25 protein-coding genes and 2 pseudogenes are annotated in these 24,629 nt (G+C 73.8%); 17 read left to right on the plus strand and 10 right to left on the minus strand.

What is annotated here, in order from left to right; all coding sequences use genetic code 11:
• Nucleotides 1-3 precede the first annotated feature (3 nt).
• Nucleotides 4-324 (plus strand): DUF1416 domain-containing protein, encoded by a 321-nt coding sequence (locus tag ACN265_RS01500; RefSeq protein ID WP_204924734.1) that lies wholly within the window; start codon nt 4-6, stop codon nt 322-324.
• 202 nt (nt 325-526) lie between these two features.
• Here ACN265_RS01500 and ACN265_RS01505 read toward each other — a convergent pair.
• A pseudogene (locus ACN265_RS01505) lies at nt 527-775 on the minus strand (hypothetical protein); the annotation flags it as partial.
• Entirely contained in the window at nt 772-1,017 is a 246-nt protein-coding gene (locus ACN265_RS01510) for a DivIVA domain-containing protein (RefSeq protein ID WP_372444573.1), read from the minus strand. The gene ACN265_RS01510 and the pseudogene ACN265_RS01505, both read right to left, overlap by 4 nt.
• Nucleotides 1,018-1,553: 536 nt before the next feature.
• Between ACN265_RS01510 and ACN265_RS01515 the strand changes: the two genes are divergently transcribed.
• Nucleotides 1,554-1,793, plus strand: a complete 240-nt coding sequence (locus tag ACN265_RS01515; protein WP_421405794.1) for a winged helix-turn-helix domain-containing protein — start codon at nt 1,554-1,556, stop codon at nt 1,791-1,793.
• 500 nt (nt 1,794-2,293) lie between these two features.
• Here the strand turns inward: ACN265_RS01515 and ACN265_RS01520 are convergent, their stop codons facing one another.
• A complete protein-coding gene (locus ACN265_RS01520) occupies nt 2,294-6,676 on the minus strand; it encodes a S8 family serine peptidase (RefSeq protein ID WP_421405795.1) in 4,383 nt (1,460 codons plus the stop codon).
• 301 nt (nt 6,677-6,977) lie between these two features.
• Here ACN265_RS01520 and ACN265_RS01525 point away from each other — a divergent pair, with 301 nt between their 5' ends.
• Both ACN265_RS01525 and ACN265_RS01530 read left to right on the plus strand, forming a co-directional pair.
• The gene (locus ACN265_RS01525; RefSeq protein ID WP_307826139.1) at nt 6,978-7,463 is read left to right on the plus strand and encodes a winged helix-turn-helix domain-containing protein; all 486 of its coding nucleotides are present in this window, start codon (nt 6,978-6,980) and stop codon (nt 7,461-7,463) included.
• Between the two features lie 114 nt (nt 7,464-7,577).
• On the plus strand, nt 7,578-8,354 hold the full coding sequence (locus tag ACN265_RS01530) for a hypothetical protein (RefSeq protein WP_204925009.1): 777 nt from the start codon (nt 7,578-7,580) through the stop codon (nt 8,352-8,354).
• Nucleotides 8,355-8,367: 13 nt separating this feature from the next.
• On the opposite strand, the gene ACN265_RS01535 is transcribed toward ACN265_RS01530, so the two are convergent.
• The 3 genes from ACN265_RS01535 to ACN265_RS01545 form a co-directional block, all read right to left on the minus strand.
• Entirely contained in the window at nt 8,368-10,422 is a 2,055-nt protein-coding gene (locus ACN265_RS01535; protein WP_421405796.1) for a glycogen debranching N-terminal domain-containing protein, read from the minus strand.
• Complete coding sequence (locus ACN265_RS01540; protein ID WP_420117320.1) at nt 10,422-10,799, minus strand: SCP2 sterol-binding domain-containing protein; 378 nt, start codon at nt 10,797-10,799, stop codon at nt 10,422-10,424. The genes ACN265_RS01535 and ACN265_RS01540 overlap by 1 nt, the downstream gene beginning before the upstream one ends.
• 74 nt (nt 10,800-10,873) lie before the next feature.
• Nucleotides 10,874-11,248, minus strand: a complete 375-nt coding sequence (locus tag ACN265_RS01545) for a DsrE family protein (RefSeq protein WP_145921867.1) — start codon at nt 11,246-11,248, stop codon at nt 10,874-10,876.
• A 12-nt stretch (nt 11,249-11,260) separates the two neighbouring features.
• Between ACN265_RS01545 and mtfM the strand changes: the two genes are divergently transcribed.
• Both mtfM and ACN265_RS01555 read left to right on the plus strand, forming a co-directional pair.
• Nucleotides 11,261-11,365 (plus strand): small membrane protein MtfM, encoded by a 105-nt coding sequence (gene mtfM, locus ACN265_RS01550; RefSeq protein WP_067315095.1) that lies wholly within the window; start codon nt 11,261-11,263, stop codon nt 11,363-11,365.
• A 55-nt stretch (nt 11,366-11,420) separates the two neighbouring features.
• The gene (locus tag ACN265_RS01555; RefSeq protein ID WP_204924739.1) at nt 11,421-12,011 is read left to right on the plus strand and encodes an FABP family protein; all 591 of its coding nucleotides are present in this window, start codon (nt 11,421-11,423) and stop codon (nt 12,009-12,011) included.
• A gap of 76 nt (nt 12,012-12,087) precedes the next feature.
• On the opposite strand, the gene ACN265_RS01560 is transcribed toward ACN265_RS01555, so the two are convergent.
• On the minus strand, nt 12,088-12,930 hold the full coding sequence (locus ACN265_RS01560) for an aminotransferase class IV (protein ID WP_421405797.1): 843 nt from the start codon (nt 12,928-12,930) through the stop codon (nt 12,088-12,090).
• 91 nt (nt 12,931-13,021) lie between these two features.
• Here ACN265_RS01560 and ACN265_RS01565 point away from each other — a divergent pair, with 91 nt between their 5' ends.
• The 4 genes from ACN265_RS01565 (at nt 13,022) to ACN265_RS01580 (ending at nt 16,607) form a co-directional block, all read left to right on the plus strand.
• Nucleotides 13,022-13,426, plus strand: coding sequence for a Fur family transcriptional regulator (locus tag ACN265_RS01565; RefSeq protein WP_204925011.1), 405 nt, complete (start codon nt 13,022-13,024; stop codon nt 13,424-13,426).
• Nucleotides 13,423-14,535 (plus strand): YgfZ/GcvT domain-containing protein, encoded by a 1,113-nt coding sequence (locus ACN265_RS01570; protein WP_204924741.1) that lies wholly within the window; start codon nt 13,423-13,425, stop codon nt 14,533-14,535. Before ACN265_RS01565 ends, ACN265_RS01570 begins: the two co-directional genes overlap by 4 nt.
• A gap of 142 nt (nt 14,536-14,677) precedes the next feature.
• Nucleotides 14,678-15,505: a 3-keto-5-aminohexanoate cleavage protein gene (locus ACN265_RS01575; protein WP_377682048.1), complete on the plus strand. Its 828-nt coding sequence runs from the start codon at nt 14,678-14,680 to the stop codon at nt 15,503-15,505.
• A 142-nt stretch (nt 15,506-15,647) separates the two neighbouring features.
• On the plus strand, nt 15,648-16,607 hold the full coding sequence (locus ACN265_RS01580; RefSeq protein ID WP_421405798.1) for an asparaginase: 960 nt from the start codon (nt 15,648-15,650) through the stop codon (nt 16,605-16,607).
• 21 nt (nt 16,608-16,628) lie between these two features.
• Here the strand turns inward: ACN265_RS01580 and ACN265_RS01585 are convergent, their stop codons facing one another.
• Entirely contained in the window at nt 16,629-17,429 is an 801-nt protein-coding gene (locus tag ACN265_RS01585; protein WP_421405799.1) for an alpha/beta fold hydrolase, read from the minus strand.
• Nucleotides 17,430-17,541: 112 nt separating this feature from the next.
• Here ACN265_RS01585 and ACN265_RS01590 point away from each other — a divergent pair.
• From ACN265_RS01590 to ACN265_RS01605, 4 genes and pseudogenes are all read left to right on the plus strand, one after another.
• A pseudogene (locus tag ACN265_RS01590) lies at nt 17,542-18,285 on the plus strand (helix-turn-helix domain-containing protein); the annotation flags it as partial.
• Nucleotides 18,286-18,476: 191 nt separating this feature from the next.
• A complete protein-coding gene (locus ACN265_RS01595) occupies nt 18,477-19,280 on the plus strand; it encodes a hypothetical protein (RefSeq protein WP_421405800.1) in 804 nt (267 codons plus the stop codon).
• A gap of 70 nt (nt 19,281-19,350) precedes the next feature.
• Nucleotides 19,351-19,665, plus strand: a complete 315-nt coding sequence (locus ACN265_RS01600) for a DUF2516 family protein (RefSeq protein ID WP_088643267.1) — start codon at nt 19,351-19,353, stop codon at nt 19,663-19,665.
• A complete protein-coding gene (locus tag ACN265_RS01605) occupies nt 19,662-20,549 on the plus strand; it encodes an alpha/beta fold hydrolase (protein ID WP_420117327.1) in 888 nt (295 codons plus the stop codon). Before ACN265_RS01600 ends, ACN265_RS01605 begins: the two co-directional genes overlap by 4 nt.
• Here ACN265_RS01605 and ACN265_RS01610 read toward each other — a convergent pair.
• The gene (locus tag ACN265_RS01610; RefSeq protein ID WP_204924747.1) at nt 20,539-21,231 is read right to left on the minus strand and encodes a nucleotidyltransferase domain-containing protein; all 693 of its coding nucleotides are present in this window, start codon (nt 21,229-21,231) and stop codon (nt 20,539-20,541) included. The genes ACN265_RS01605 and ACN265_RS01610 overlap by 11 nt on opposite strands.
• Nucleotides 21,232-21,307: 76 nt before the next feature.
• On the opposite strand from ACN265_RS01610, the gene ACN265_RS01615 reads away from it, so the two are divergent.
• The gene (locus tag ACN265_RS01615; protein ID WP_421405801.1) at nt 21,308-22,225 is read left to right on the plus strand and encodes an SDR family oxidoreductase; all 918 of its coding nucleotides are present in this window, start codon (nt 21,308-21,310) and stop codon (nt 22,223-22,225) included.
• Here the strand turns inward: ACN265_RS01615 and ACN265_RS01620 are convergent.
• A complete protein-coding gene (locus ACN265_RS01620) occupies nt 22,216-23,211 on the minus strand; it encodes a helix-turn-helix transcriptional regulator (protein ID WP_421405802.1) in 996 nt (331 codons plus the stop codon). The two genes, ACN265_RS01615 and ACN265_RS01620, sit on opposite strands and share 10 nt — an antisense overlap.
• Before the next feature lie 84 nt (nt 23,212-23,295).
• Between ACN265_RS01620 and ACN265_RS01625 the strand changes: the two genes are divergently transcribed.
• Both ACN265_RS01625 and ACN265_RS01630 read left to right on the plus strand, forming a co-directional pair.
• Nucleotides 23,296-24,090, plus strand: coding sequence for an EI24 domain-containing protein (locus ACN265_RS01625; protein WP_204924750.1), 795 nt, complete (start codon nt 23,296-23,298; stop codon nt 24,088-24,090).
• A 1-nt stretch (nt 24,091) separates the two neighbouring features.
• Nucleotides 24,092-24,607 carry an O-acetyl-ADP-ribose deacetylase gene (locus ACN265_RS01630; protein WP_421405803.1) on the plus strand — a complete coding sequence of 172 codons (516 nt, stop codon included), beginning with the start codon at nt 24,092-24,094 and terminating at the stop codon, nt 24,605-24,607.
• The last annotated feature ends 22 nt before the right edge of the window (nt 24,608-24,629 follow it).

Below are 24,629 nucleotides of genomic sequence, written 5' to 3' on the forward strand. Positions count from 1 at the left end.
GCCATGACCGCTCCCACCGCCGCCGGTTGCGCCGCACCGGACCAGTCCGCGCCCCTGCCGGCCAGCCTGGACCTGGAGAAGGAAACCGTCATCACCGGCCAGGTGCTGGCCGAGTCGGGCGACGTCGTGCCCGGCGCGTACGTCCGGCTGCTCGACTCGACGGGTGAGTTCACCGCCGAGGTCGTCACCTCCCCGGCCGGGCAGTTCCGGTTCTTCGCCGCGCCGGGCAACTGGACCCTGCGGGCGCTGTCCCGGCACGGCAATGGCGACACCGCCGTGACCGCCAACCGGGGCATCAACGAGGTCACCGTCACGGTGGCCTGACCCACGCTCACGATCGGCCCGGGGCCGGTCACCCCACCCGGGGTGACCGGCCCCGGGCCGTTCCACCCTCCGGCGGCCCGCCCGACAACCGGATGTCCGCGCCCGGCAGGCACAAGGTGCCCGTCGCCCGGCAGCCCGGGTGTCCGCGCCGGTCGCCCGGCAGCCCGCCCACCGGGTCGTCGCCCGGCCAGCGGTGTCACGAGGTGCAGCCGCCCTGGTGGTCGACCCGCCGGACACAGCGGCGACGCCCACCGAGCCGCCGATCACAGAACACCTGGTGCTGCGGTTCCGTCGCGCCCTCCTCGGAGACGGTCGTCTCGCCGAGCACCAGCTCCGGCAGGAACGCCAGCGACCGGCCGATCGCGCGGGCCAGCAGCCGCGCCGCCGGCAGGTCGTCGGCGGCGACAGTCAGGTGTACGACGAACCGTTCCCGCTCGGTCGCGGCGGTCACACCCGCACCACCCGGGGCGCGAACCGGGACTGCCAGTCGCGCAGCGCACCCTTGATCCGTGCGTTCTCCTCCCGGGTACGGGCCAGCTCGGCGTGCAGCACGGTCAGCTCGTCGGCGATCCGGTGCAGGAACCCGTCCACCTCGGCCGGGTCCAACCCGTGTCGGGACCGCCGGAACCGCTGCTGCCGCACCTGGCTCGTGCAGAGCGGCCGGTACCCCACCGGTTGGTGCCGGTGCGCCACCGGTCGGTGGTGGTGTGCCGCCGGCCCGTGGTGCCCGGTGTTCTGCCGCCCCGGCGGCCCGGACGGTTGGACAGGACGGTTGCCCGTCCGGTTGCTCACGGGATGTCTGGCCGGGGCTTGGTTGGCCGGGGGCCGGTTGGTGACCCGGTGCCGGGCGGACGGCCGCTCGGCCGCCGTGGGCCGCTCGGCCGCCGTGGGCCGCTCGGCAGTCCTGGACCGGTCGGTTGTCACGGGCCGGTCGGTTGCCGTTGACCGGTTCCGGCGGAACAGCCGGAGGAACCTGCACACGATGGGACCACCTCTCCGCAGGGGGCAGCGGGGGATCGTGCTGCCGTGGAAGGTGGCCGGGGCGGGCGGGTTCCCTTCCGATTCGACACCCGCCCCGACCGGGGGAGAGCCCTGCTCGTTGCCACGCGAGGAGCGCTCGCCGACCAACTTATTTGAGGAACTTGAAAGAGTCAACGACCGGTTGCAGTGCGTAGTTGCATGCCGTGATGAGAGCGTGATCGAATCGCGGGTGCCACGCGAGGAGTGCCATGCCTGCGACCCCGGACTACATCCGGATCTCCGACGAGATCGTCGCCGACGTCAGGTCGGGTAAGTACAAGCCGGGAGACAAGCTGCCCTCGATCAGCGAGCAGTGCAGCCGGTTCAACGTCAGTCCGTCGACGATCAACCTGGTCAACGTGCGGCTTGAGGCGCTCGGAGTGATCAGCCGCCACCAGGGCAAGGGCATCTTCGTCACCGACCCGGCGACCTGGTTGCGCAAGCCCTGACCTGAATCTGACGGCGCTCTGCCGCTGTCGGTGCGCCGCTGAGTGACCGTTCCTCGGTGACTGCCCGGTGCCGGTGCCGGTGCCGGTGCTCAGGGCAGGGTCACTGCTGCACTGCTGCCCTGCTGACCTGCCGCCTCACCTTCACTGATCCCGACCGGAAACGCTGTCCCCGGAGACGGGTATGCCTGTGGGTCATAAATATGACCCACAGGCATACCCGGTTCAGAACATGGTGTGGCTCCCCGAGCCGGCGGAGAGGCCGGTCCCGGCGGCCGAAGCTCGTCAGGGCAGCACGGTCAACACGTGGTCAGTGATGTAGCGGTATCGGAGCGGGCGGATACCGCTACATCGGCCCAAGGGAGTTGATCACGGCAGACGCCGCCCCACGGGGCGGGGCGGCCGGAGGGCCGGGGCGGCCGGAGGGGTGGGCGGCCCGGGGGACGTGGCGGTGGCCGCCGACCCGGGAGGGGTCGACGGCCACCGTCAATGCGGTCAGCCGGTCAGAGGCCGGATGCCCGGACGCCGGCGCAGGTCGACGTCGGGGTCAGCCCGAAGTTGAGCGTCCCGACGATGCCCGCTTCCACGACGGTGCGCTGGACCTGGGGCACCCAACCGTCCTTGGCCACGATCACCTCGTACTTGCCCTTCGGCAGCCACCAGGCGTAGCGGCCCTGGGCGTCGGCGGTGAGCGTGACGCCGGTGGTCGAGTTGACCAGGTTCAGCCGGATCGTCGCCGGGACGCCGACGGTCTGGCCGCCGCAGGTCACCCCGGTCACCGTGCCCTGGATCTTGCCCCAGTTGTTCGGCGGCGAGACGTTCATCTCGACGCCGACCGACGACACCGGGTACGGCGTGTTCGAGGTGAGCCCCAGCTCACCCGAGTACGCCCCGGGCTGGAGCACCCCGGCCGCCGCCGTGGCGGTCAGCGTGACGGTGACCGTCTGGGACGCCCCCGGGGCGAGCGTGAAGCTGGTCGGTGCGGTGGACAGCCACGGCAGGTCACTGGCGTCCGAGCAGCCCTCCAGCCCGCCGAGCCGTTCGCTGTCCGCCGAGCCGACGAACGAGCTGGGCGAACCACCTATCTTGTACGCCCCGCAGGCGGCGGCACCCCGGTACCTGCTGAACTGGGCGTTCGGCAGGTTCTTCCAGGCACCGGCGACCGGGTCGAAGCCGAGCGTCCGGTTGGTGACCGACGTCGAACCGCCGGTCACCCCGCCGGCCAGCACCAGCATGCCGCCGGCCGACGCGTACTGGGAGCCCCACAGGTCGACCGGGAGGTTCGGCAGCGGGCTCCAGGAATCCGACGCCGGCTCGTACCGCCAGGTGTCGGTGTACTCGTCGGCGGCGACCCCGCCCGCGCAGTACACCTGGCTGCCGATCCCGCCGCAGGACACCCAGGAGACCGGGTGCGGGTACGCCGTGCCGGTGCGGAACGTGCCGGTACGCGGATCGAACACCACCAGCTTGTTGCTCTCCGTGCAGGTGCTGTCGACGCAGCCGCCGACCAGGTACACCTTGCCCCCGGCCACGGCGGTGCCGGCCGCTGCGGCGGGTGCCGGGTTGACCGCCCCGGCCAGGGTGCTCCACGCCCCGACGCCCGGGTCGAAGACGTCCACCGACGGCTCCATGCCGTCGCCTGCGCCCCAGCCGCCGATCACGTACAGCTTGCCGCTGATGCCCACGGCCGACGGCTTGGAACGGGCGTGCGGCAGGTCGGGCAGCGCCGTCCAGACGCCGGTGGCCGGATCGAACACCCAGGCCTTGCGCTCGTTGCCGGTGTCGCCACCGCCACCGACCGAGTAGACCTTGCCGTCCAGGTTGGCCGCCGCGTTGTCGTAGATCGCGGCGGGCAGGTTGGTGATCCGGGCCCACGCGTCGTCGGCCTGCGGCGCGGCGTCGGCGTTCCCGCCGCCGTACCGGGCACCGGTACGGCCGGTGCTGATCCCCTTGACCACCTGCTCCCGCAGCGGCGCGCCGCCGCTGGACAGCACCTCGAACCCGCCACCACGTTCCAGCAGCTCCACGGTCGCCGGGGCGGAACCCGTGTTGCGGACCGTCACCTTGGCGGTGCGGGTGCTGCCGTACGGCTGGTGGGCCTCGATCGTGGTGGAGCTGACGGTGAGCCGCCCCGCGGTCAGGGCCAGGTCGGCCCGGCGGGTGCTGTCGGCCACCACCGTCACCTGCTGGGTGACCGGGGTGTACGGCGGCTTGGCGGCGGTGAACGGGTGGGTGCCGGTCAGCCCCGAGAAGAGGTGGTAGAAGCCGTCCGGCAGGTTCGGGTCGTCCGGGGTGGCCGCCGAGACGGCCGTGTCGGTGGGCCGGTCGACGCTGGTCACCGTCACCCCGTTGACCGCCGCGCCGGTGTTGCGGTCGGTGGTGTTGCCGACCACCAGGCCACCCGGGACGGGCGTGCAGTCCCGGTTGACCAGCTGGACGTCGTCCACCTGCCACCACCAGGCGAAGGTGCCCTTGAACCGGAAGCGCACCAGCGCCCCCGTCGCACCGGCCGCCGGGGTCAGCGGCACCTCCTCGACCCGGGGGCCGCGCCGGCTGGCGGTCTGGTGCCAGACGTTCGTCCAGCTCGCCCCGGCGTCGGTGGAGACGTCCACGTCGGCGGTGTCGCTGATCCCGACGGCCCGCCAGTCACTGCGGAAACGCAGCAGCGGCGCGGCCGAGGCGGACAGGTCGACCGGCGGGGCGACCAGGTCGGTGTCCTGGGTGTTGCCGGTGCCGAGCTTGTCGCTGTCGATGATCGCGAACCCGCCGGTGCCGCCGGTCAGGTTGCCCCGTGCGCCCGGGTCGTTGAAGACCCAGCCGCCCTTGTCGGTGCGGTTGCGCACCGACCAGCCCTCCGGCGCGGTGGTGCCGTCGAAGCTCTGCGACAGCAGCGGCGCGCTGAGGCTGCCGGTGTAGCCGGCGGCGGCACAGGCCGCCTCGACCGGGACCGGGACGTCGGCAGTGGTGGCCGTCGACCCGACGGTCAGGTCCTTCGTCACCGTCCGGTAGCCCGGGTACTGCGCGGTGACGGTGAGCTTGTAGTCGGTGTTACCGGCCACGGTGAACGAGTACCGGCCGGTCACCGGGTCGGTGAAGACGGGTCCGCCGGGGCGGCCGGCGACCTCGATCGTGGCGTACAGCGGCCAACCGTGCCCGGAGCCGTCGGTGACCCGGCCGGAGACGGTGACCGTCGGCGTGGCCGTCAGGGCGAAGTCCCGGGTGACCGAGCCGTCCTCCGGGACGGTCACGGTGCCGGTAGCCGTGCGGAAGCCGTACGCGGAGACGGTCAGCGTGGTCTCGCCGGCCGGCACGGTCAACGAGTACCTGCCGTCGGTGCCGGTGCTGACGCTGCGCGCGCCCGTGGCGACGGTGGCACCCGCCACCGGATCGCCGGTCGCCTCGTCGGTGACCCGGCCGGCGACCTGCCCCACCGGACCGCGCGGGGCCTGCCGGACCGCCTCGTACGCGTTGAGCCGACCCTCGCCGAAGACGTTGTTGTCGGCGGCGGTGCCCCCGCAGGTGGTCGCGTCGACGTCGGTCGCGGTGCGGTCGAGCAGCTCCTCGGTGGCGGCGATGTCCCCGCGCAGGCTGGGCGCGGCCGACCAGATCAGGGCGACCGTGCCGGCGACGTGCGGTGCGGCCATCGAGGTGCCGTTGAACGACGCGTACCCGTTACCGGGGACGCTGGAGCGTACGTTGCTGCCGGGCGCGGCGATGTTCGGCTTCAGCCCGGCCGGGTCGGTGGCGTCGCCCCGGCCGGAGAACCCGGAGATGGCGTTGTTCACGTCGTACGAGCCGACCGCGTACGCGTTGGGGTTGTCACCGGGGGAGCCGGCGCTGCCGCAGGCCGGGCCGTCGTTGCCGGCGGAGAAGACCGGGAACATCCCGGCGGCCCGCCAGGCGGCCACGGTCTGCTGGTACCACGGGTCGCCGCCGTCGCCGCCCCAGGAGTTGTTGACGATGTCGGGGCGCAGGTCGGGGCGGGGGTTCTGGCCGTTGAGGTCGGTCGGGGCGAGCACCCACTGGCCGGCGGCCAGCAGCGAGGCGTCCGAGCAGTTGTTGGACTCGCAGCCCTTGGCGGCGATCCACTTCGCGCCGGGGGCGACCCCCACCTGGTTGGCGGACCCGTCGGTGCCGACCATGGTGCCCATGGTGTGGGTGCCGTGGTCGTTGTTGTCGCAGGGGGCGTCCTGCGGGCAGATGCCGGCCGGGTCGTACCAGTCGTAGTTGTGGTCGAACGTCCCGCCACCGAGGTTGCCCCGGTAGGAGTTGACCAGCGCGGGGTGGTCGAACTGCACGCCGCTGTCGATGTTGGCGACGACCAGGCCCTCACCCCGGTCGCCGAACTCGTCCCAGACGCGGGGTGCGCCGATGTTGGTCAGTCCCCACTCGACGGCGTCGGTGCCGGCGCGGGCGGCGGTGCTGCGGACCGGACGGATCAGCGGGTAGCTGCGGGTAGCGGCGATCCGCTCGACCTCGGGCCGGGCGGCGATGGTGTCCAGCAGCGCCCGGTCCCCGGTCACCCGTAGCGCGTTGGCGATCCAGTAGGCGGTGTAGGTGGCCTTCCGGTCGTCCAGCACCGTCCGCAGGTCACGCTGGGTCCGGTCGGCGGTGGTGGTGAGCAGCCGGTGCACCTCGGCAGCGCGGGCGTCCGGGCTGCGCAGCCGGGCCGCCTGCCCGAGCGGGGCCTGTTCGCGCAGGTAGACCAGGAAGGTCTCGGTGCCGTCGGCGAGCCCGTCGAGGACCTGCCGGTCCACGGTGGCCCGGGGTGCGGCCGGCGCGGCCCCGGCGGGTAGTGCGGGCTGGGCGGTGAGGCCCAGGAGTCCGGCCGCGAGCGCGGCCACCAATCGCCACCGGGACGGTCGTCCGGTCGGTCGTCTGAGCACGCTGTTCCTCCCCACGTCGTCGGGCCCGATCGGTTCGGGCCCGGCCGCGTGTGCCGGGGTCGCGGCCACGCGGAGCGGCTGAGGAGGTGGCCGGTGGTGGGTGCTGCGTGGGCCCCCACGGCCGCTGTGCATCATGCTCAGCCGGAGAACCAAGCTGATCAATGGATCGGGTCGGTCAGTATTCGGTCAGTAACCGGGCGCCACGCTGACCGCTAGGCTGACGGCAGGCCGCGCCGGCCCCCGTCGTGGGCAGACGGGCCCGTCGGGCAGCGGGCGGCGGGTGCGGTCCTGGGGAGGACGGGTGACCGGTGTCGACATCCCTTTCGTGGTCTGTGTCAGCGCTGACGTCTCGGTCCGGGAGCGGGTGGTCCGCCGGCTCGACGACCTCGGCCCGGTGGTGATCTGCGCCGACCTGGCCGAGTTGCGCGCCATGCTCTTCCCGGGCCCGCCGGTGCCGGCCCCCGCGCCCCCGCCTGAGCAGGGTCCGGTGCACTGCGGCGACCTCCTCGTCGACCCGGCCCGCCACCTGGTCACCTGGCGGGGGGAGCCACTGGCGCTGACCCGGCTGGAACGGGAGCTGCTGGCCCGGCTGGCCGGCGACCCCGGGGCGGTCTGGAGCTACGAACGGATCTTCGGCTCGGTCTGGGGCGGCACCTGGCTGGGCGACGCGGCCATCCTGCACTCGGCGGTCAAGCGGTTGCGCCGCAAGCTGCGCGAGGTGGCCGGCGGCCCGCAGGTACAGACCGTACGCGGCGTCGGCTACCGGCTCGCCGTACCGCGCGGCTGACCCCGGGCACCGGCGGGTGGGCCGGCGGCGGGCGCGTGACACGATGGCCCGGTGAACGGTGCCGTCCAGCAGGGGTACGCCCCACCGACCGGTCCGTCCGCGCCACGCCGCCGGCTGGCCTGGCTGTTGGCCGTGACGGTGACCTGGGCGGTGGTGGTGGGCGGGCTCACCTGGTGGTCGGCCCGGCACGACCCGCCGACCGTCAAGGAACAGCGCACCCTCGCCGACGCCGGCCCGGTGGTCGACCGGGCGCTCGGTGAACTGGTCGCGGCGGTCGGCGACGGGGCCTGGGCGCTGACCGGCCCGCAGGTCGAGCGCGGCTGCCGGATCACCCCGATGGCCGACGGCGCGACCCTGACCCGGGGGCTGGACGTGCTGGTCGCCGAGGGGGGCGAGCGGGCCCTGCTGGACCGGGTCGCCGACCGGCTGCCGGCCGACTGGCGGGCCGGGGTGCGGGCCGGCGCGTCCGGTCCCCGGTTGCGCGCCGACGCCGGGGAGTTCGTCGCCGTGCAGGGCCGGGTCACCAGCGGCGGCCGGGTCCGGTTCACCGCCGACACCGGCTGCCGCCCGGTCGGTGCCGGCTATCCGCAGCCGTCGGCGGCCCCCGCCGACCCCACGCTGGACGCCGCGCTGCGGGCGCTGGGCCGCCCGGCGCGGTCCGCCCCGGAACAGGTCACCGCGCCGTGCCCGGGTGGCGGCACCGCCCGTACCGTCGCCGTCTCGGCCGGCGACGCGCCGGTCGCGCTGACCGGCCTGCGTCCGCTGGCCGCCGGCTCCCCGGTGGCCGACCTCCCCGAGGTGTACGCCTACCGCAGCGGCCCGGCCACCGTGCTGGCCGACGGCACCGGCGCGCAGGTACGGCTCGCCGCCTCCACCGGCTGCCCCGGCTGACCCGCCCGCCCGGTCAGCGGCGGGGTCCGTGCTCGCGCGGGCTCCGGCTGCGGCCCAGGGCGTCGACCCGACCCCACCGGCCCGGGATGTCCAGCAGCTCGACCCGACCCATCCCCTCCGGCACCAGCGGATCGATGATCAAGTGCTCACCCTGCGGTTCCAGGCCGAGGATCACCCGCAACAGCAGCAGCGGCGTACCGGCCGACCAGGCCTGCGGGCTGCACGCCGTCGGATACTGCACCGGGTAGTCGGTGAGGGTGCGTTCGAAGCCGGCGAACGCCTCCGGTAGCCGTCCGTTGAAGAACCGGGAGGCGTCGAACATCGCCTCGCAGATCCGCCCCGCCTCCTCCCGGAAGCCGTACCGGCTCAGGCCCCAGGCGATGAACGCGTTGTCGAACGGCCACACCGTGCCGACGTGGTAGCCGATCGGGTTGTAGCGGCCCTCGTCGGTGGCCAGGGTGCGCACCCCCCAGCCGGAGTAGAGCCGGGGACCGAGCAGGTGTTCGGCGATCCGGGCCGCCCGGGGTTCGTCGACGATGCCGCTCCACAACAGGTGGCCGATGTTGGAGGTGAGCGAGTCGACGTGCCGGCCGTCCGGGTCCAGGGCGACGGCGAAGTACTCCTTCTCCGGAATCCAGAAGTCCCGGTTGAAGCGTTCCTTGAGCGCCGCCGCCTCCCGTTCCAGCCGGTCGGCGTACTCGGGGTCGTTCCAGAACAGCCGGGCCATCCGGGCGCCGCGCCGCTTGGCGTCGTAGGCGTACCCCTGGATCTCGCAGGTGGCCCGGGGGAAGCCGGGCAGCCGGCCGTCGGCGTAGGAGATGGCGTCCCAGGAGTCCTTCCAGCACTGGTTCTCCAGGCCGGTCTCCGGGTTGCGGCTGCGGTACCAGACGTACCCGGTGCCGAGCAGGTCGCCGTAGGTGTCGATCCAGTGCAGGGCGGCGCGGGCGGCGAACTCCAGCCGTTTGACCAGCGCCGCGTCCCCGGTCCACCGCTCGTACTCGTCGAGCAGGATGAGGAACAGCGGGGTCGAGTCGGCGGCCCCGTAGTAGGGGGAGTGCGGCTGCTCCTCGAAGCCGGCGGTCTCGCCGTACCGCAGCTCGTGCAGGATCTTGCCGGGTTCCTCGTCGCGGAAGTCGTCGAGCCGGTAGCCCTGCAGCCCGGCCAGCATCAGGATCGTCGGCGGCACCAGCTCCGGCAGGAACGGCAACACCTGCAACGAGGTGAGCATGCTGTCCCGCCCGAACAGGGTCATGAACCAGGGCAGACCGGCCGCGAGCAGCCGTACGCCCAACGTGATCGACTCGTACCGGAGCGCGGCCAGGTCGTGCAGGCTCTGCCGGTACGCCCCGGCGAGCGGCTCGCAGTCGCAGCCGAGTTGCGGCGCCCGGGCGACCAGGTCCTCCTGCTCGTCGCGGATGACCGACGGCCCGCGTGCCGCCCCGAGCGCGGTGATCGCCCGGACGTCCTCGCCGCGCGCGCCGTGGATGACCGGCGTCACGGTCAGCCGGGTGTTCCACTCGCTGTGCGGGGCGACGGTGATCGACCAGGTCATCCCGGCCTGGTCGACGCGGGCGTCGGTGCTGCTGGTGATCATCGCCTCGCGGTGGAACGCCTCCCGCCGGTAGGTCAGCCGCAGCGTGTTGTCCCCGGCGACCGCGCTGGTCCGGCCCTTCTTCGGCTGCTGGTGCTTGATCTCGAAGAGGTCGGCGAAGTCGGAGCCCATCTCCAGCCGCAGGTCGAAGCGCATCTCCCGGCCGGAGTGGTTGAGCACGGTGAGTTCCTCGGTGAAGTTCCCGCCGATCGACCGGGTGCGGATCATCGACACCTTGGCGTCGAGGTAGTGCGTCGGCTCGCCCGGGACGAGGAAGAACCGGGTCTGGTAGGAGTGCGCGTCGTCGACCGAGAGGGCGTGCAGCCGCTCGCCGTCGAGGGTGAGCAGCCAGGTGGACAGGAACCGGGTGTCGAACGAGAACAGCCCGGTCGGGAAGTCGAACGACGGTTCGACGTCGCCGCGCCCGTCGCAGACCAGGAAGGTGTTGCCGTCGAGGATGCTGACCCGCTGCTGCATCACGCCCGCCCGGTCTGCTCACGGGCGGTCTCCCGGGGGTCGCGCACCCCGGGCGGGGTGGGGAAGAACTGCCGGAACACCAGGAACAGCATCACGTTGCCGCTGAACGTCGACTCGTTGCGCAGCACCGCCGCGACGCCCTGGGCGCACCCGGTGACCAGCCGTTCGAAGAGGTCGGCGCTACTGCTCCAGACGGCGTCCGCCGGGCCGCTGCCCCGTTCCACCACCGCCCGGCCGGGGCTGATCCGCACCAGCCAGTGGTCGGTGTGGTCGTCGTCGACCAGGTCGATCTGGAGCGTTCCGGTGACCGGGGCACGCAGCACCGCAGGGGCACGCGCCGGCAGTGCCGCGAAGAACTCGTCCGTCGCCCGACTCACCTACGCATGGTAGGCAAAATGCGTACATACAGGTGCAACATCGGCACCGCCCGGTGGGGGCCGGTGCGGCCGGGTCAGTAGACCAGCGCCTGCGCGCCCTCGGCCATCGCCTCCTCGACGAAGACGGCCGCGCCGGCGATCCGGACGCCGGGCAGCACGTCGTCCGGGCCGATGTCCCGGCGGGCGGCGCACTGCGTGCAGGCGGTGACCTGGCCGGTGGCGAGGATGACGTCCAGCAGGTCGGTCAGCGGCGCCGAGTGCGGCAGGGTGAACTGCCCGGCCCGACCGGGCACGGCGAACCAGGTGGACTCACCGGTCAGCCAGAGCGACACGGTCACCCCGGCGGCGGCGGCCGTGGCGGCGACCGTGAACGCCTGCGCGCACCGCTCCGGGGCGTCCGCTCCGGCGGTGGCCTTGACGACGAGAGTGCGGCCCATGGGGCCCAGCATAGGATGACCATGATGGTTACCGAGATCGGGTTCGTCAGCCTGCTGGTCGCCGGCCTGGGCGCGCTCGCCGGTGGCCTGGTCTACCTGGCCGTACGCCTGTCGAGAGGTAAGTGGTGAGCGCGAGGAGTGAGCCGGGTTTGCGAGCCCCGCAGTCGCGAACGAAGGAGATCCGGTGAGCGACGAGAACCCCCTTCAGCCGCCGTGGTTGAACGCGCCGCCGGTCGAGGAGTACCCGTACCAGGAGAGCCACGACCTGCGGGTCGGTCCGAAGCTGCATCCGGCGCTGGACGGGCTGCTGCCGTACGTCGGGGTGTGGCGGGGGCGGGGGCGGGGTGGTTTTCCCACCATCGAGGACTTCGACTACGCCCAGGAGATCCGGATCAGCCACGACGGCCGGCCGTTCCTGTTCTACGAGTCCCGGGCCTGGCTGCTCGACGAGGAGAGTCGTCCGGTCCGGCCGGCCGGGCGTGAGGTGGGCTGGTGGCGTCCGGTGCTGGACGGCGAGCGGGTCACCGACGAGCTGGAGGCGTTGATGACCTCGCCGACCGGGATCATGGAGCTGCACATCGGCCGGCGCACCGGTACGCAGATCGAGTTCGCCACCGACGCGGTGGTGCGTACGGCCACCGCCAAGGAGGTGACGGCGGGCGCCCGGCTCTTCGGCATCGTGGAGGGGGCGCTGCTCTACGCCCAGGAGATGGCGGGCATGGGCCACAGCCTCTCCCCGCACCTGTCCGCCCGGCTGATCCGGGTGGCTGGCTGACGTTGATCGACTCAGGTGAGCCGATGTTGCGGCGTCCGCGAGCGGAGATACCGCAACATCGGCCCTGTCGTGTCGATCACGCGAAGCCCAGCAGCCCCCGGAAGCGGGGGGTGTGCGGGGAGGCCGGGCGGGGCTCGCCGTCGAGGGTCCTGACCTCGACCAGGCCGCGTACCGACGAGGTCAGCCAGATTCCGGCGGCGGCGTGCAGCCCGGCCGGGGTGACCATCCGCTCGGCGGGCGTCAGGCCCAGCCCGGTCACGTGGTCGAGCAGCCAGCCGCAGGTGGTGCCGGGCAGGATGCCGGTGCGGTCGGCCGGGACGGTGCACAGGCTGTCGCCGTCCAGCCAGACGACGTTCGCGCCCGGAGCCTCCAGCACGTAGCCGTCGGTCGAGACCCAGAGCACGTCGTCCACGCCGGTCCGGGCGGCCCAGCGGCGCGCGGCGCTGTTGGTGGCGTACGAGATGGACTTGATGCCCGTCGGCAGCCAGGACAGTTCGGGGCGGCCCGTGGCCGGCACCCCGAGGGGCAGGGTGGCGACGGTGACCCCGGCGTGGCGTAGCCGCTTCGCGGCGGCCGGCACCTCGGCCAGGGTGGCGTAGACGGTGGGCAGCCCGCCACCCTCCGGCCCCCGGGTGCAGACCAGGCGCAACGCGCCCTCGACCCCGTCGGGCCAGCCGTCGACGAGGGTGTCCAGCAGCTCCACCAGTGCCGCGTCGGGCGGCAGCGGGAGTTCCAGGGCGGCGGCGCCGACGCGCAGCCGGGCCAGGTGGGCGGTCAGCAGCCAGGGGCGTCCGCCGCGCAGGTGCATGGTCTCGAACAGTCCGTCGCCGCGCAGCGCACCCAGGTCGTCCCCGCGCAGCACCGGCCTCGTCGCGGGGACGACGCCCCGGCCGAGTACGGCGATCCTCGATGCCACCACGACCGCCGAGCCTAGCGGCGGCACGACGTGGCCGGGCGCGGGCCGGCGGCCGAACTATGATCGGACGGTGTCCGAATCCTCGCTGGCGGAAATGCTCCGCTCCCGCGGGTTGCGGCTGACGGCGCAGCGGCAACTGGTCCTCCAAGCCGTGCTCGACCTGGGTCACGCCACACCGGAGCAGGTGCACACCGCGGTCCGTGAGGTGGCCGCCGGGGTCAACATCACCACCATCTACCGGACGCTGGAGCTGCTGGAACGGCTCGGCCTGGTGACCCACACCCACCTGTCGCACGGTTCGCCGACCTACCACGCGGCGGGTGAGCACCAGCACATCCACCTGGTCTGCCGCGAGTGCGGCGCGGTCGACGAGATCGACCCGGAGCTGATGCGTCCGCTGGCCGACCAGCTCGCCACCGGCCGGGGCTTCCGGGTGGACATCGGGCACGTGGCGCTCTTCGGCGTCTGCCACAACTGCGAGGACGGGGAACCGACATGATCGACATCGGGGGAGCGGTCGCCGTCGAGGCGATCGACGAGGCCAGCCGGGACCAGCCGGACGCCGAGCACCGGGCGGCCGGGGTGCGGGGCGTCGCCGCGCACTACGGCGACCCGCTGCGCGAGCAGCGCACCCTGGCCACCGGGGTCGGTCTGGTGGACCGCTCGCACCGGGGGGTCGTCGCCGTCTCCGGCCCGGAGCGGATCGGTTGGCTGCACACCCTGACCAGCCAGCACCTCGCCGCGCTCGGCCCGGGGCAGGGCACCGAACTGCTGGTGCTCAGCCCGCACGGGCACGTCGAGCAGCACGCCATGGTCACCGAGGACGGCACGACCACCTGGCTGGACACCGAACCGGGAATGACCGCCGGCCTGCTGACGTACCTGGAGAAGATGCGGTTCTTCAGCCAGGTCGAGCCGCGCGACGCCACCGCCGACCACGCGCTGTTGTCGCTGGTCGGGCCGCAGGCCACCGACGCCGTCGCCACGTTGGGCGTGACCGGGCTGGCCGCACCCGAGGTGCTCGCGGTGCCGGGCCCGAAGTTCCGCTCCGGCGAGCTGCCCCCCCGCCCCACCGTCCGCTACGACGTGCAGCCCCTGACCGGCGGCGGGTGGGCCCGACGGGTCCCGCTCGGGGTTGACCTGCTGGTGCCCCGGCCGGCCCTGGACGGGGTCGTCGCCGAGCTGCGTGCCGCCGGGGTGCCGGCGGCCGGGCTGTGGGCGTACGAGGCGGTGCGGGTGGCCGCCCGACAGCCCCGGGTCGGGGTGGACACCGACCACCGGACCATCCCCGCCGAGGTGGGTCTGATCGCCCCGGCGGTGCACCTGGACAAGGGCTGCTACCGGGGGCAGGAGACGGTCGCCCGGGTGCACAACCTGGGCCGGCCGCCGCGTCGGCTCGTCCTGCTGCACCTGGACGGGGTGACCACCGACCAGCTTCCGGCGGCGGGCACCCCGGTCACCCTGGACGGCCGGACGGTCGGCTTCGTCGGCACCGCCGTGCACCACTTCGAGCTGGGTCAGGTCGCGCTGGCCGTGGTCAAGCGCAACCTCGCCGACGACGCCCGGCTGTCGGTGGGCGACACCGCCGCCGCCGTCGACCCGGAGTAGCCGATCCGGCGACAAGGATGCCCATCTGCTGCCGCAGGGACGGGAATTTCTTCGTGTAACTCCCTGCGAGTGTGCGGTTCTTCCTGTCCCGACCCGGCTGCGGCATCGACCTGGGGCGGCCTGGGCGGTTACCATCGCCGGCATGACGACAGGGACGTTGATCACGGTTGCCCCGACCGGCGCGGAGTCGGCCAAGGCGGAGGTGCCGGCGCTGCCGGTGACCCTCGACGAGTTGCTGCTCACCGCCAAGGAGTGCGAGGCGCTCGGCGCTTCCGTGATCCACGTCCACATCCGGGACGACGAGGCGCGTCCCACCCTCGACCAGGGGCGGCTGCGGGAGACGGTGGCGGCGCTGCGCGAGGGCACCGACCTGATCGTGCAGCTCTCCTCCGGCGGCGCGGTGACCGACCCGGAGGCCGACCGGCTGGCCGTGCTGGACGCCGCCCCGGACATGGCCTCCTGCACCATGGGCACTGTCAACTTCGGCGACGACGTCTTCCTCAACCGGTGGGAGTTCATCGTCGACCTGCACACCCGGATGCAGGAACGCGGCATCCTCCCCGAGTACGAGATCTTCGACCTCGGTCACCTCGCCGCCCTGTCCCGCCTGCTCGACCGGTACGGCCTGCCGCACGGCGGGCACGTGCACGTCGACTTCGTGATGGGGGTGCCGGGCGGGATGCCGGGCACCACGGCCACCCTGGTCGCCGCCCAGCAGATGCTGCGTGACCTGCCGGCGGGCACCACCTTCTCGGCCACCGGCATCGGTCGCAGCACCATCCCGGTGATGCTGGCCTCGCTGTCCACCGGCGGTCACCTCCGGGTCGGCATGGAGGACACGGTGACGTACGCCAAGGGCCGCCCGGTGGAGTCCAACATGCAGCTCGTCGCCCGCGCGGTCGGCTTCGCGCAGCTCGCCCAGCGCCCGCCGCTGACCACCACCGAGGCCCGTCGGCTGCTCGGCCGGTAGCCCGCCGGCCCGCGCGTCGGCCCGCCCTGGGGCGGTCCGGCGTCGGTAAGCCACGCTTGGCCCGGCGCTCCGTACCCTCGTGGCTGGCGTCGCAGGTCACCCGGGTGCCGGGCGCGTCGGCCCGCGTCGGTACCTTCCCAGGGTGACCAAGACGTACGAGGGTGGCGGGCCGCTCGCCGAGGTGGTCCGGTCGGGGTTCGTGGAGGGCGTGCACCGGGGCTCGGTGGTGGTGCTCGACGCCGCCGGCGCACCGGTTGCCGGTGCCGGGGACGGCACCTCGCCGATCTTCCCCCGGTCGGCCAGCAAGCCGTTGCAGACGCTCGGCATGCTCCGGGCCGGGCTGGCGGCGACCGACCCGGCCGACGTCGCGCTCGTCTCGGCGAGCCACGCCGGTGAGGAGTTCCACCTGGCCCGGGTGGCGGCGCTGCTGCGCTCCGCCGGCCTCGACCCGGACGCCCTGCACTGCCCGGCCGACCTGCCGTTCGGCGAGGCCGCCCGGGAGGCCGTGCTCCGGGAGGGAGGTGGCCCGAGCCGGCTGGCGATGAACTGCTCCGGCAAGCACGCCGGGATGCTGCTGACCTGCCTGGCCGCCGACTGGCCGCTGGACGGGTACTGGCGGCCGGAGCACCCGTTGCAGCGGCGGCTGACCGCCACCATCGAGGAGTTCACCGGCGAGTGGGCGGCGGCGGTCGGCGTGGACGGCTGCGGTGCGCCGGTGCTGGCGGTCTCGCTGACCGGGCTGGCGCGGGCGTTCCTGCGGTTGGTGACCGCCGAGCCGGGCTCCCCGGAGCGCACCGTCGCGGACGCGATGCGGGCGTACCCGGAACTGGTCGGCGGCACCGGGGCGGACGACACCCGGCTGATGCGGGGCGTACCGGGGATGCTGGCGAAGATCGGCGCGGAGGGCGTGATCGCCGCCGCGCTGCCCGGCGTCGGGGCGGTCGCCCTCAAGATCGACGACGGGGCCACCCGGGCCCGGATGCCGGTGCTGGTCTCCGGGCTGCGCCGGCTCGGCGTGCAGGCCCCCGTCCTGACCGAGTACGCCGAACTGCCCCTGCTGGGTGGTGGTCTCCCCGTCGGCGCGGTCCGTCCCGTCTGGTGACCCGCCCCCTCGTCCCCGCCCTCAGGGGAGGAAGGCGCGCAGAGCGTCGGCCACCGGGGCCGGGCGTTCCAGCGGGACCAGGTGGGCGGCGTCGGGGACGTCGGGGAGGCGGCGGGCGTCCGGAGCCTCGGCGGCGATCCGGTCGGCCAGCCGGATGATGTCCGGAATGTCGACGGCACCGGCGGTGACCAGCACCGGCATGCTCAGCTCGCCGAGCCGGTCGATGGCGGGCGGGTCGAGTTCGACGACGTCCACCGCGCTCAGCGCCTGCTCGGCGGCGAGGGCCCGCCGGTCGGACTCCTCGGCGAAGGCGACGAGCGCCGGGTCCAGATCCTCGGGCCGCCGGTACGGCCCGACCACCCAGAACCGCACCTCGCCGGCCGCGCTCGCCGCGAGATCCTCCTCGTCGACCTCACCGACGAGGGTGTTCCACAACTCCTCGGTCTGCTCCGACCACTCGTGCCCGGAGACGGCGGTGCCGAACAGCGCCAGCGCCGACACCCGCTGCGGGTACGCCAGCGCGGTGTCGATCGCCACCGCCCCGCCGAACGAGCAGCCGACCAGGGCGGCCTGCGCGATGCCGAGCGCGTCCAGCACCGCCCGGACGTCGTCGTGGTGGGCGAAGGACTCCGGCGGCAGCGCCGACTCCCCGTAGCCGCGCAGGTCCAGGCAGATCACCCGGTGCCGGTCGGCGAGGGCGTCCCGGACGCCGTGCCACATCCGCCGGTCGGCGATCCCCGCGTGCAGCAGGAGCACCGGGCTGCCGTCGCCCGTCTCGTCGTACCCCAGGGTGGTGCCGTTGACGGCGATATCCGTGGTCACGCCGTGCAAGGTACGGACCGGGCATCAGGCGTCGCAACGCGGTTTTGTTACCTCGCTAACTCTGGCAAGCGTTTTGCTTGCTGGAGCTAGCAGCGCGGACTACGGTTGGGGCATGGCCGCACCCAAGGATCTACCCGACGTCGGCGGATTCATCCGTGACCTGCGGCGGAACGCCAAGATCTCACTCCGCCAACTCGCCGAGCAGGCGGGGGTGAGCAACCCCTACCTCAGCCAGATCGAGCGGGGCCTGCGCAGGCCCAGCGCCGAGGTGCTCCAGCAGCTCGCCAGCGCGCTGCGGGTCTCCACCCCGGCGATGTACCTGCGGGCCGGGCTGCTCGACGACAAGGAGGGTCAGGGGGTGCTCGCCGCCATCGCGGTCGACCCCGACCTCACGATGGCCCAGAAGCAGTCCCTCAGCCAGATCTACGAGACCTTCCGCCGGGAGAACACCCGCCTGGCCGAGGCCGAAGCCGCCGCCAACCCGTCCGCCGAGGACGAGCCGGTGGCCCCGGCCGGGCCCACCGGCGCACCCGCCGGACCGGCCACCGCCACCGCACCGGACCCGTCCGCTGCGGGCCGGACCGAGACCGCCGTCACCGATCGGACCGCCGTCACCGACGAGACCGCCGCGGCGGCCGTCACCGACGAGATCGCCGTCACGGATCAGCCGCTCGTCACCGACGGGGCGACCGTCACGGATCAGCCGGTCGTCACCGACCGGACCGCCGCCGCGGCGGACCGGCCGGGCACGCCGGCCCCGACGGGCGGCCCGTCCGCGCCGGCCGTGCCGACCGGTGCGGCAGCCGGGATCACCCCGGCGGCCACCGGCCCGGTCACCCCGGAGGGCACCCCGACCGAGGCCGTCCTGGAATCGGTCGCCCGCACCGAGGCGGGCACCGCCCCCGCCCCGACCGGAGCGGGCAGCGCCGGGACGGCACCGCACTCCCCGGACACCGCGCCCACCACCGGCACCCGCGCCGACCGGGCGGATGCCGCATCCACGACCAGCACCAGCAGGGCCGCCGGAGCGGCCGAGGAGGAGTTGTCATGACCCAGCCGAAGACCAACCGCATCCCTGCCCCGCTCTACGCCGCCGCCGGCGCCGGAGAGCTGGCCTACCAGCAGCTGCGCAAGCTGCCCACCGTGGCGACCGAGCTGGGCAACCGGGTCGTCGCCGACGGCACCAAGGTCGTCGCCGAGCTGGGCGGCCGGGCCGTCGTCACCGGGGTCGAGCTGCGGCAGAAGGCCACCGAGACCTTCCGTACCGCCAACCTGACCGCCACCGGCCTGCGTGAGCGGGTCGCCCCGACCGAACTGAACCTGGACAAGCTCCGCGCCGAGCTGGACCTGGACAAGCTGCGGGCCGAGCTGGACCTGGACCGGCTGCGCGGTGCCGCCACCCGCAACGCGGCCGTCGTGGTCGCCGGGGCGCAGGCCGCCCAGGAGCGTGCGCTGGCCGCGTACGGTGCGTTGATCGCCCGGGGCGAGCGGGTGGTCGGTGCCGGGGTGCTGGAGGCCGCCGACACCGTCAACGCCGACATCGAGGCGACCGACGCCACCGTGCGCACCGGGACCACGGCGGACACCACGACCGGCCCGGCGGACACCGTGACCACCAGCCCGTCGGACACCGTGACCACCAGCCCTTCGGGCGGGGCCGCCGCCGACCACACGCCGACCCCGGCGGACGTGGCCGAGGTCGTCGAGGCGAAGCCGGCCGCCGCCAAGGCCACCCGGACCCGGGTCAGCAAGGCCGCCAAGGCCACCAAGCCGGCGGCGACCGGGTCGACCGCGACCGGTACGCCGGCGAAGCCGAAGACCACGAAGCGGACCCGCCCGGCCGCCGAGTGACCGTTGCCGACACCGGCCCCGGGGGCGTCCTGACGGACGTTTCCGGGGCCGTCGGCATATGCTGGCCGACATGGCCATCGCCGCGCCGATCTTCGTGTTCCACCTCGTCTACGTGATCGACCTGGTCCTGCTCGTGTTCGCACTGGCGGTGCAGGGCATCTCGCTGGTGCACGCGTTCACCCAGCGTTCGGACGCCTTCCCGGCGATCGGGACCCTCCCCAAGGGCGGATGGATCGCCATCCTGGCCGTCTGCATGCTGCTCACCCTGCTCGGTTTCGGCGCGCTGAGCATCTTCGGGCTGATCGGCATCGCGGCCGGTCTGATCTACCTGCTCGACGTCCGGGTGGGGCTGCGTGACCTGCACGACGGCAAAGGGTTCTGGTGAGAGGTTTCCGCTGGCCGCCACCACCGGACGGCGGGCCCCGCACCTGGGGCCCGGGGCCCGGGGCGCCGCGTACCGGGCGACCCGCCCTGCCGGAGCCGGAGACCGAGCTGGTCGCCACCCCGCACGACGTGCACCTGGAACGGCTGGTCACCGGCATCGGTGACCCGGTCACCGTGTTCGCGCACGGGTTCGGCAACGGCATCGCCACCACCCGACCGTTCGGCAGCGCGGTGGCCGGTCGCCGGGTCTTCTTCCAGTTCCGGGGGCACGGCCGCTCCGACGCGCCGCCCGGCCCGTGGAGCTACCTCGACCTGGCCCGCGACCTGCGGGCGATGGCGGATCTCAGCGGCGCCACCCGGGCGTTCGGGGCGAGCCTCGGCGCGGGCGCGCTGTGCCGGCTGCTCGCCGAGAGCCCGGACCGGTTCGAGAAGCTGGTCTTCCTGCTCCCCGCCGTCCTCGATCGGCCGCGTGGCCCGATCGCCCAGCAGCGGCTCGCCGACCTGCTGGCGGCGGTGTCCGGCGGCGACGCATCGGCCGTGGCGGACGCGGTCGCCCTGGAGTTGCCGCCGTCGGTCCGCAACACCCCGGCCGGTTGGGCCTACCTGCGCCAACGCCTCGACCAGTTGCTCCGGGACGGGCTCGCCGCCGGCCTGGCGGACCTGCCGGAGCAGTCCCCGCTGGCCGACCTCGCCGCCCTGGCCGGGGTGACCGCCCCGGCCCTGGTGATCGGCTGCGTCGGCGACGACCTGCACCCGACCCACATCGCCGCCGAGCTGGCCGAGGCGTTGCCGCAGGCGACCCTGCACGTCTACGACCGCCCCGGCTTCGCCTGGACCGACCGCGCCGACCTGCGGGACCGGATCTCCACCTTCCTCAACGACTAGCGTCCGCGCCCGCCGTCGGCAGGTGGGCGGCGCGGACGGCACGCAGCCAGCGTTCCACGGTGGCCTCGTCGGGCCGGTCGGGCAGCGGGGTGCGGAGCCGGTCGAAGTCCCGCTCCGCCTCGGCGACCAGGGCTTCCGCCTCGGTGAGCGCGCCGCCCGCGACCCGCTCACCGAACGCCCGGAACCACTGCGGGTCCGCCAGCCGGATCTCCAGCACGCCGGTGGCGTAGAGGGTGCGCCCCTGGTGCAGCAGCCGGGCCAGGTGCCGGGCGTGCTTGGCGCAGCGGCGTCGACCGCCCACCGTCGCGTCGCGGGTGGTCAGCTTGCGGAACTGCTGACTCGCGTACCCGAGGTAGGCGTCGCGGACGCGCGGCGCGCTGAGGAACGCCGACCGGATGGCGATCAGGCGGTCACCGAGTTCGGTGCGGGTCTCGTAGCAGTCGTCGGGGAGCCAGATCAGCTCGGTGGCCGTCGGGTTGCCGCTCAACGCCAGCCGGGCGTACTTGCCGGCCTCGTGCAGGGTGACATCCGGGTCGGTGGTGACCACCGACTCCCGGGGCGGCCGCAGGCCGTGGAAGGCGACCGTCGGGGCGGCGAAGACGCCGATCCGGTCGACGTCCGAGCCGGGGCCGGCCAGCCCGTAGGCGACCGAGCCGACGATCCCGGAGAGCAGCAGGTGCATGCCGGGAGCATGCCGGATCGAACCGTCACGCGAAACCGGACTTCGGTTGTCAGGTATCACTGCCACCCTCGACGGTATGACGACGACACCGTTGGAGGGAAAGGTCGCGCTGGTGGCCGGCGCGACCCGGGGCGCAGGGCGGCAGATCGCGGTCCAGCTCGGCGCGGCCGGAGCGACGGTCTACGCCACCGGCCGCACCAGCCGGGCCGGCCGCTCCGAGCTGGACCGTCCCGAGACCATCGAGGAGACCGCCGAGCTGGTCACCGCCGCCGGCGGCACCGGCATCGCGGTCCGGGTCGACCACCTGGTGCCCGAGCAGGTACGCGACCTGGTGGCCCGGATCGACGCCGAACAGGGCCGGCTCGACGTGCTGGTCAACGACGTGTGGGGGGCCGACCCGCTGATCACCTGGGAGAAGCCGGTCTGGGAGCAGCCGCTGGAGGCCGGGTTCCGTACCCTGCGGCTGGCCGTGGACACCCACATCGTCACCAGCCACTTCGCGCTGCCGCTGCTGATCCGCCGCCCCGGCGGGCTGGTCGTCGAGATCGGCGACGGCACCCGGGCGTACAACGACACGCACTACCGGCTGTCGGTCTTCTACGACCTGGCGAAGGTGTCGGTGACCCGGCTCGCGTACAGCTGGGGGCACGAGCTGGCGCCGCACGGGTGCACCGCCGTGGCGCTCACCCCCGGCTGGATCCGGTCCGAGGCGATGCTGGAGCACTTCGGGGTGACCGAGGAGACCTGGCGCGACGGCGCGGCGAAGGACCCGCACTTCGTGATCTCGGAGACGCCGGCCTTCGTCGGGCGCGCGGTCGTCGCCCTGGCCGCCGACGCCGAGCGGGCCCGCTGGAACCAGGCGTCCGTCTCGGCCGGCGAACTGGCCCGGGTGTACGGCTTCACCGACCTCGACGGCAGCCGGCCGGACGCCTTCCGCTACCTCAGCGAGGTGGTCGAGGCGGACCGGCCCGCCGACCCCACCGGCTACCGCTGATCCGGGGGTACGGGGGCGACGCCGTAGAGGGCGGCTGAGCGGGCCGCCGCGTCGACCAGGCGGGCCCGCAGCTCCGGTGGGTCGAGCACCTCCGCCTCCGGGCCGAAGGCGAGCAACTGGGCGTACGCCACCTCGACGGACTCGACGGGCAGCCGGGTCACCACCCACCCCTGCCCGTCGGGTGCCCCGGCGGCGGCCAGCGCCTCCTCGTACGCGAAGGGGGTGTCGGCGAGGAAACGCAGCAGGCGCAGGCCGACGGGGCTGACCCGCACGGTCACCCGCTCGGCGAGCATGCCCCGCAGGAACGACTCGGCCTGCTCCCGCCAGTAGCCGCCCAGGTCGAAACCGTCGTCGCGGACGAACGTCGCCGGTTCGGGCACGACGTCGACCACCCGGTCCACCCGGTAGGTACGCATCGCGTCACCGACCCGGCCGACGAGATACCAGGTGCCGCTCTTGAGCACCAGCCCGTACGGCTCGACCCGGCGGGTCACCTCCCGTTCGCCGCGCCGGTACCGCAGCACCACCACCCCGTCCCGCCACACCGCGCGGGCCAGCTCGGCCAGCCAGCGGGGCGGGGTGGACTCCCGGAACCAGCCGGGCACGTCCAGGTGGAACCGTTGCCCGGTACGGGCCGGGGCGTCGCGCAGGCTCGGCGGCAACGCGGCGAGCACCTTCAGCTCGGCGGACGCCACCGCGTCGGCCAGCCCCAGGTCACCGGCGGGGCCGGGAAGCCCGGCGAGGAAGAGCGCCTCCGCCTCGTCGCGGGTCAGCCCGGTCAGCCGGGTCCGGTAGCCGCCGAGCAGCCGGTACCCGCCGGCCCGTCCCCGGTCGGCGTAGACCGGCACCCCGGCGGCGGACAGCGCCAGCACGTCCCGGTAGACGGTCCGCTCGGACACCTCCAGCTCCCGGGAGAGTTCGGCGGCGGTCATCGTCTCCCGGGCCTGCAACAGCAACACCAGGGAGATCAACCGGGACGCCCGCACCCCTGCATCCTGCCGGCCCGACCCGGCGCGCAACGCCACCGGGTGTCCGGTGGCGATGGTGTACGGCCGATAGGCTCTGCGGTCGTGAACGGACCCCGTACGATCGCCGCGCCGGTGACCGGCGCCACCCGTCGCTTCTTCGGCGGCGTGGGCCTGCTCCTGCGCGGCCTCGGCCTGTACGTCCGCAGCCCGGGGCTGATGCTGCTGGGCGTGGTGCCGGCGCTGCTGTCCGCCGCGCTCTTCGTCGCCGCGTTCGCCACCCTGATCTACTTCGTGGACGAGCTGGCGGCGTGGGTGACCCCGTTCGCCGACGACTGGTCGGACACCCCGCGCAGCCTGGTGCGGGTGATCGCCGGGTTGGCTTTCCTCGGGCTCGGCGGGCTGCTCACCGTGGTCGGTTTCACCGCGGTCACCCTGGTCATCGGCGACCCGTTCTACGAGAAGATCTCCGAGCGGGTGGAGGACCGGCTCGGCGGTACCCCCGGCGCGGTGGAGGTGCCGTTCGGGGCGTCGTTGCGGCGCAGCATCGTCGACTCGCTCCGGCTGATCGGGCTCTCGGTGCTGTTCGGCATCCCGCTGTTCCTGGCCGGGTTCATCCCGGTGGTCGGGCAGACCGTGGTGCCGGTGGTCGGTGCGGCGGTGGGCGGCTGGCTGCTCGCCGTGGAGCTGGTCGGTGCGCCGTTCTCCCGTCGCGGGCTGCGGCTGCCGGACCGCCGGGCCCGGCTGAAGGCGGACCGGGCCACCTCGCTCGGCTTCGGCGTGGCGGTCTTCCTGTGCTTCCTGATCCCGCTCGGTGCGGTGCTGGTGATGCCGGCCGCCGTCGCCGGGGCGGCGCTGCTCGCCCGCCGCTCGCTGGGCCAGCACATCGAGGAGAGCTGACATGCGGGTGACCCTGGTCGAGGGGGACATCACCGCCCAGCGGGTCGATGTGATCGTCAACGCGGCCAACTCGTCGTTGCTCGGCGGCGGAGGCGTCGACGGGGCGATCCATCGCCGGGGCGGCCCGGCGATCCTGGCGGAGTGCCGGGCGTTGCGGGCCTCCCGGTACGGCCGGGGTCTGCCCACCGGGCAGGCGGTCGCCACCACCGCGGGGGACCTGCCGGCCCGTTGGGTGGTGCACACCGTCGGCCCGGTCCACTCCACCACCGAGGACCGGTCGGCCCTGCTGCGGGACTGCTACGCCAACAGTCTCGCCGTCGCCGACGGGTTGGGTGCGACCACCGTTGCGTTCCCGCTGATCTCCGCCGGCGTCTACGGCTGGCCGATCGACGACGCGGTACGCCAGGCGCTGACCGTGCTGCGCCCTGCGACGCCGGCCCAGGTCACCGAGGCCCGCCTGGTGCTCTTCGGCGTCGATACCCACACGATCGCCACCCGCGTCCTCGCCGAGGGCTGACCGGCGGCCGGGCTTCCCGGTG

It is taken from the genome of Micromonospora sp. WMMD730, from assembly GCF_049178955.1.
Classification (GTDB): domain Bacteria; phylum Actinomycetota; class Actinomycetes; order Mycobacteriales; family Micromonosporaceae; genus Micromonospora; species Micromonospora wenchangensis.

Excerpts from the sequence above, each read along its gene's own strand:
- ACN265_RS01515 (WP_421405794.1), top strand. The coding sequence starts at position 1,554 with ATGCCTGCGACCCCGGACTACATCCGGATCTCCGACGAGATCGTCGCC.
- ACN265_RS01630 (WP_421405803.1), top strand. The coding sequence starts at position 24,092 with ATGCGGGTGACCCTGGTCGAGGGGGACATCACCGCCCAGCGGGTCGAT.
- ACN265_RS01565 (WP_204925011.1), top strand. The coding sequence starts at position 13,022 with ATGCTCCGCTCCCGCGGGTTGCGGCTGACGGCGCAGCGGCAACTGGTC.
- ACN265_RS01575 (WP_377682048.1), top strand. The coding sequence starts at position 14,678 with ATGACGACAGGGACGTTGATCACGGTTGCCCCGACCGGCGCGGAGTCG.
- ACN265_RS01610 (WP_204924747.1), bottom strand. The coding sequence starts at position 21,231 with ATGCACCTGCTGCTCTCCGGGATCGTCGGCTCGGTCGCCTACGGGCTG.
- ACN265_RS01545 (WP_145921867.1), bottom strand. The coding sequence starts at position 11,248 with ATGCTGGGCCCCATGGGCCGCACTCTCGTCGTCAAGGCCACCGCCGGA.
- ACN265_RS01500 (WP_204924734.1), top strand. The coding sequence starts at position 4 with ATGACCGCTCCCACCGCCGCCGGTTGCGCCGCACCGGACCAGTCCGCG.
- ACN265_RS01600 (WP_088643267.1), top strand. The coding sequence starts at position 19,351 with ATGGCCATCGCCGCGCCGATCTTCGTGTTCCACCTCGTCTACGTGATC.
- ACN265_RS01615 (WP_421405801.1), top strand. The coding sequence starts at position 21,308 with ATGACGACGACACCGTTGGAGGGAAAGGTCGCGCTGGTGGCCGGCGCG.
- ACN265_RS01535 (WP_421405796.1), bottom strand. The coding sequence starts at position 10,422 with ATGCAGCAGCGGGTCAGCATCCTCGACGGCAACACCTTCCTGGTCTGC.
- ACN265_RS01595 (WP_421405800.1), top strand. The coding sequence starts at position 18,477 with ATGACCCAGCCGAAGACCAACCGCATCCCTGCCCCGCTCTACGCCGCC.
- mtfM (WP_067315095.1), top strand. The coding sequence starts at position 11,261 with ATGGTTACCGAGATCGGGTTCGTCAGCCTGCTGGTCGCCGGCCTGGGC.
- ACN265_RS01570 (WP_204924741.1), top strand. The coding sequence starts at position 13,423 with ATGATCGACATCGGGGGAGCGGTCGCCGTCGAGGCGATCGACGAGGCC.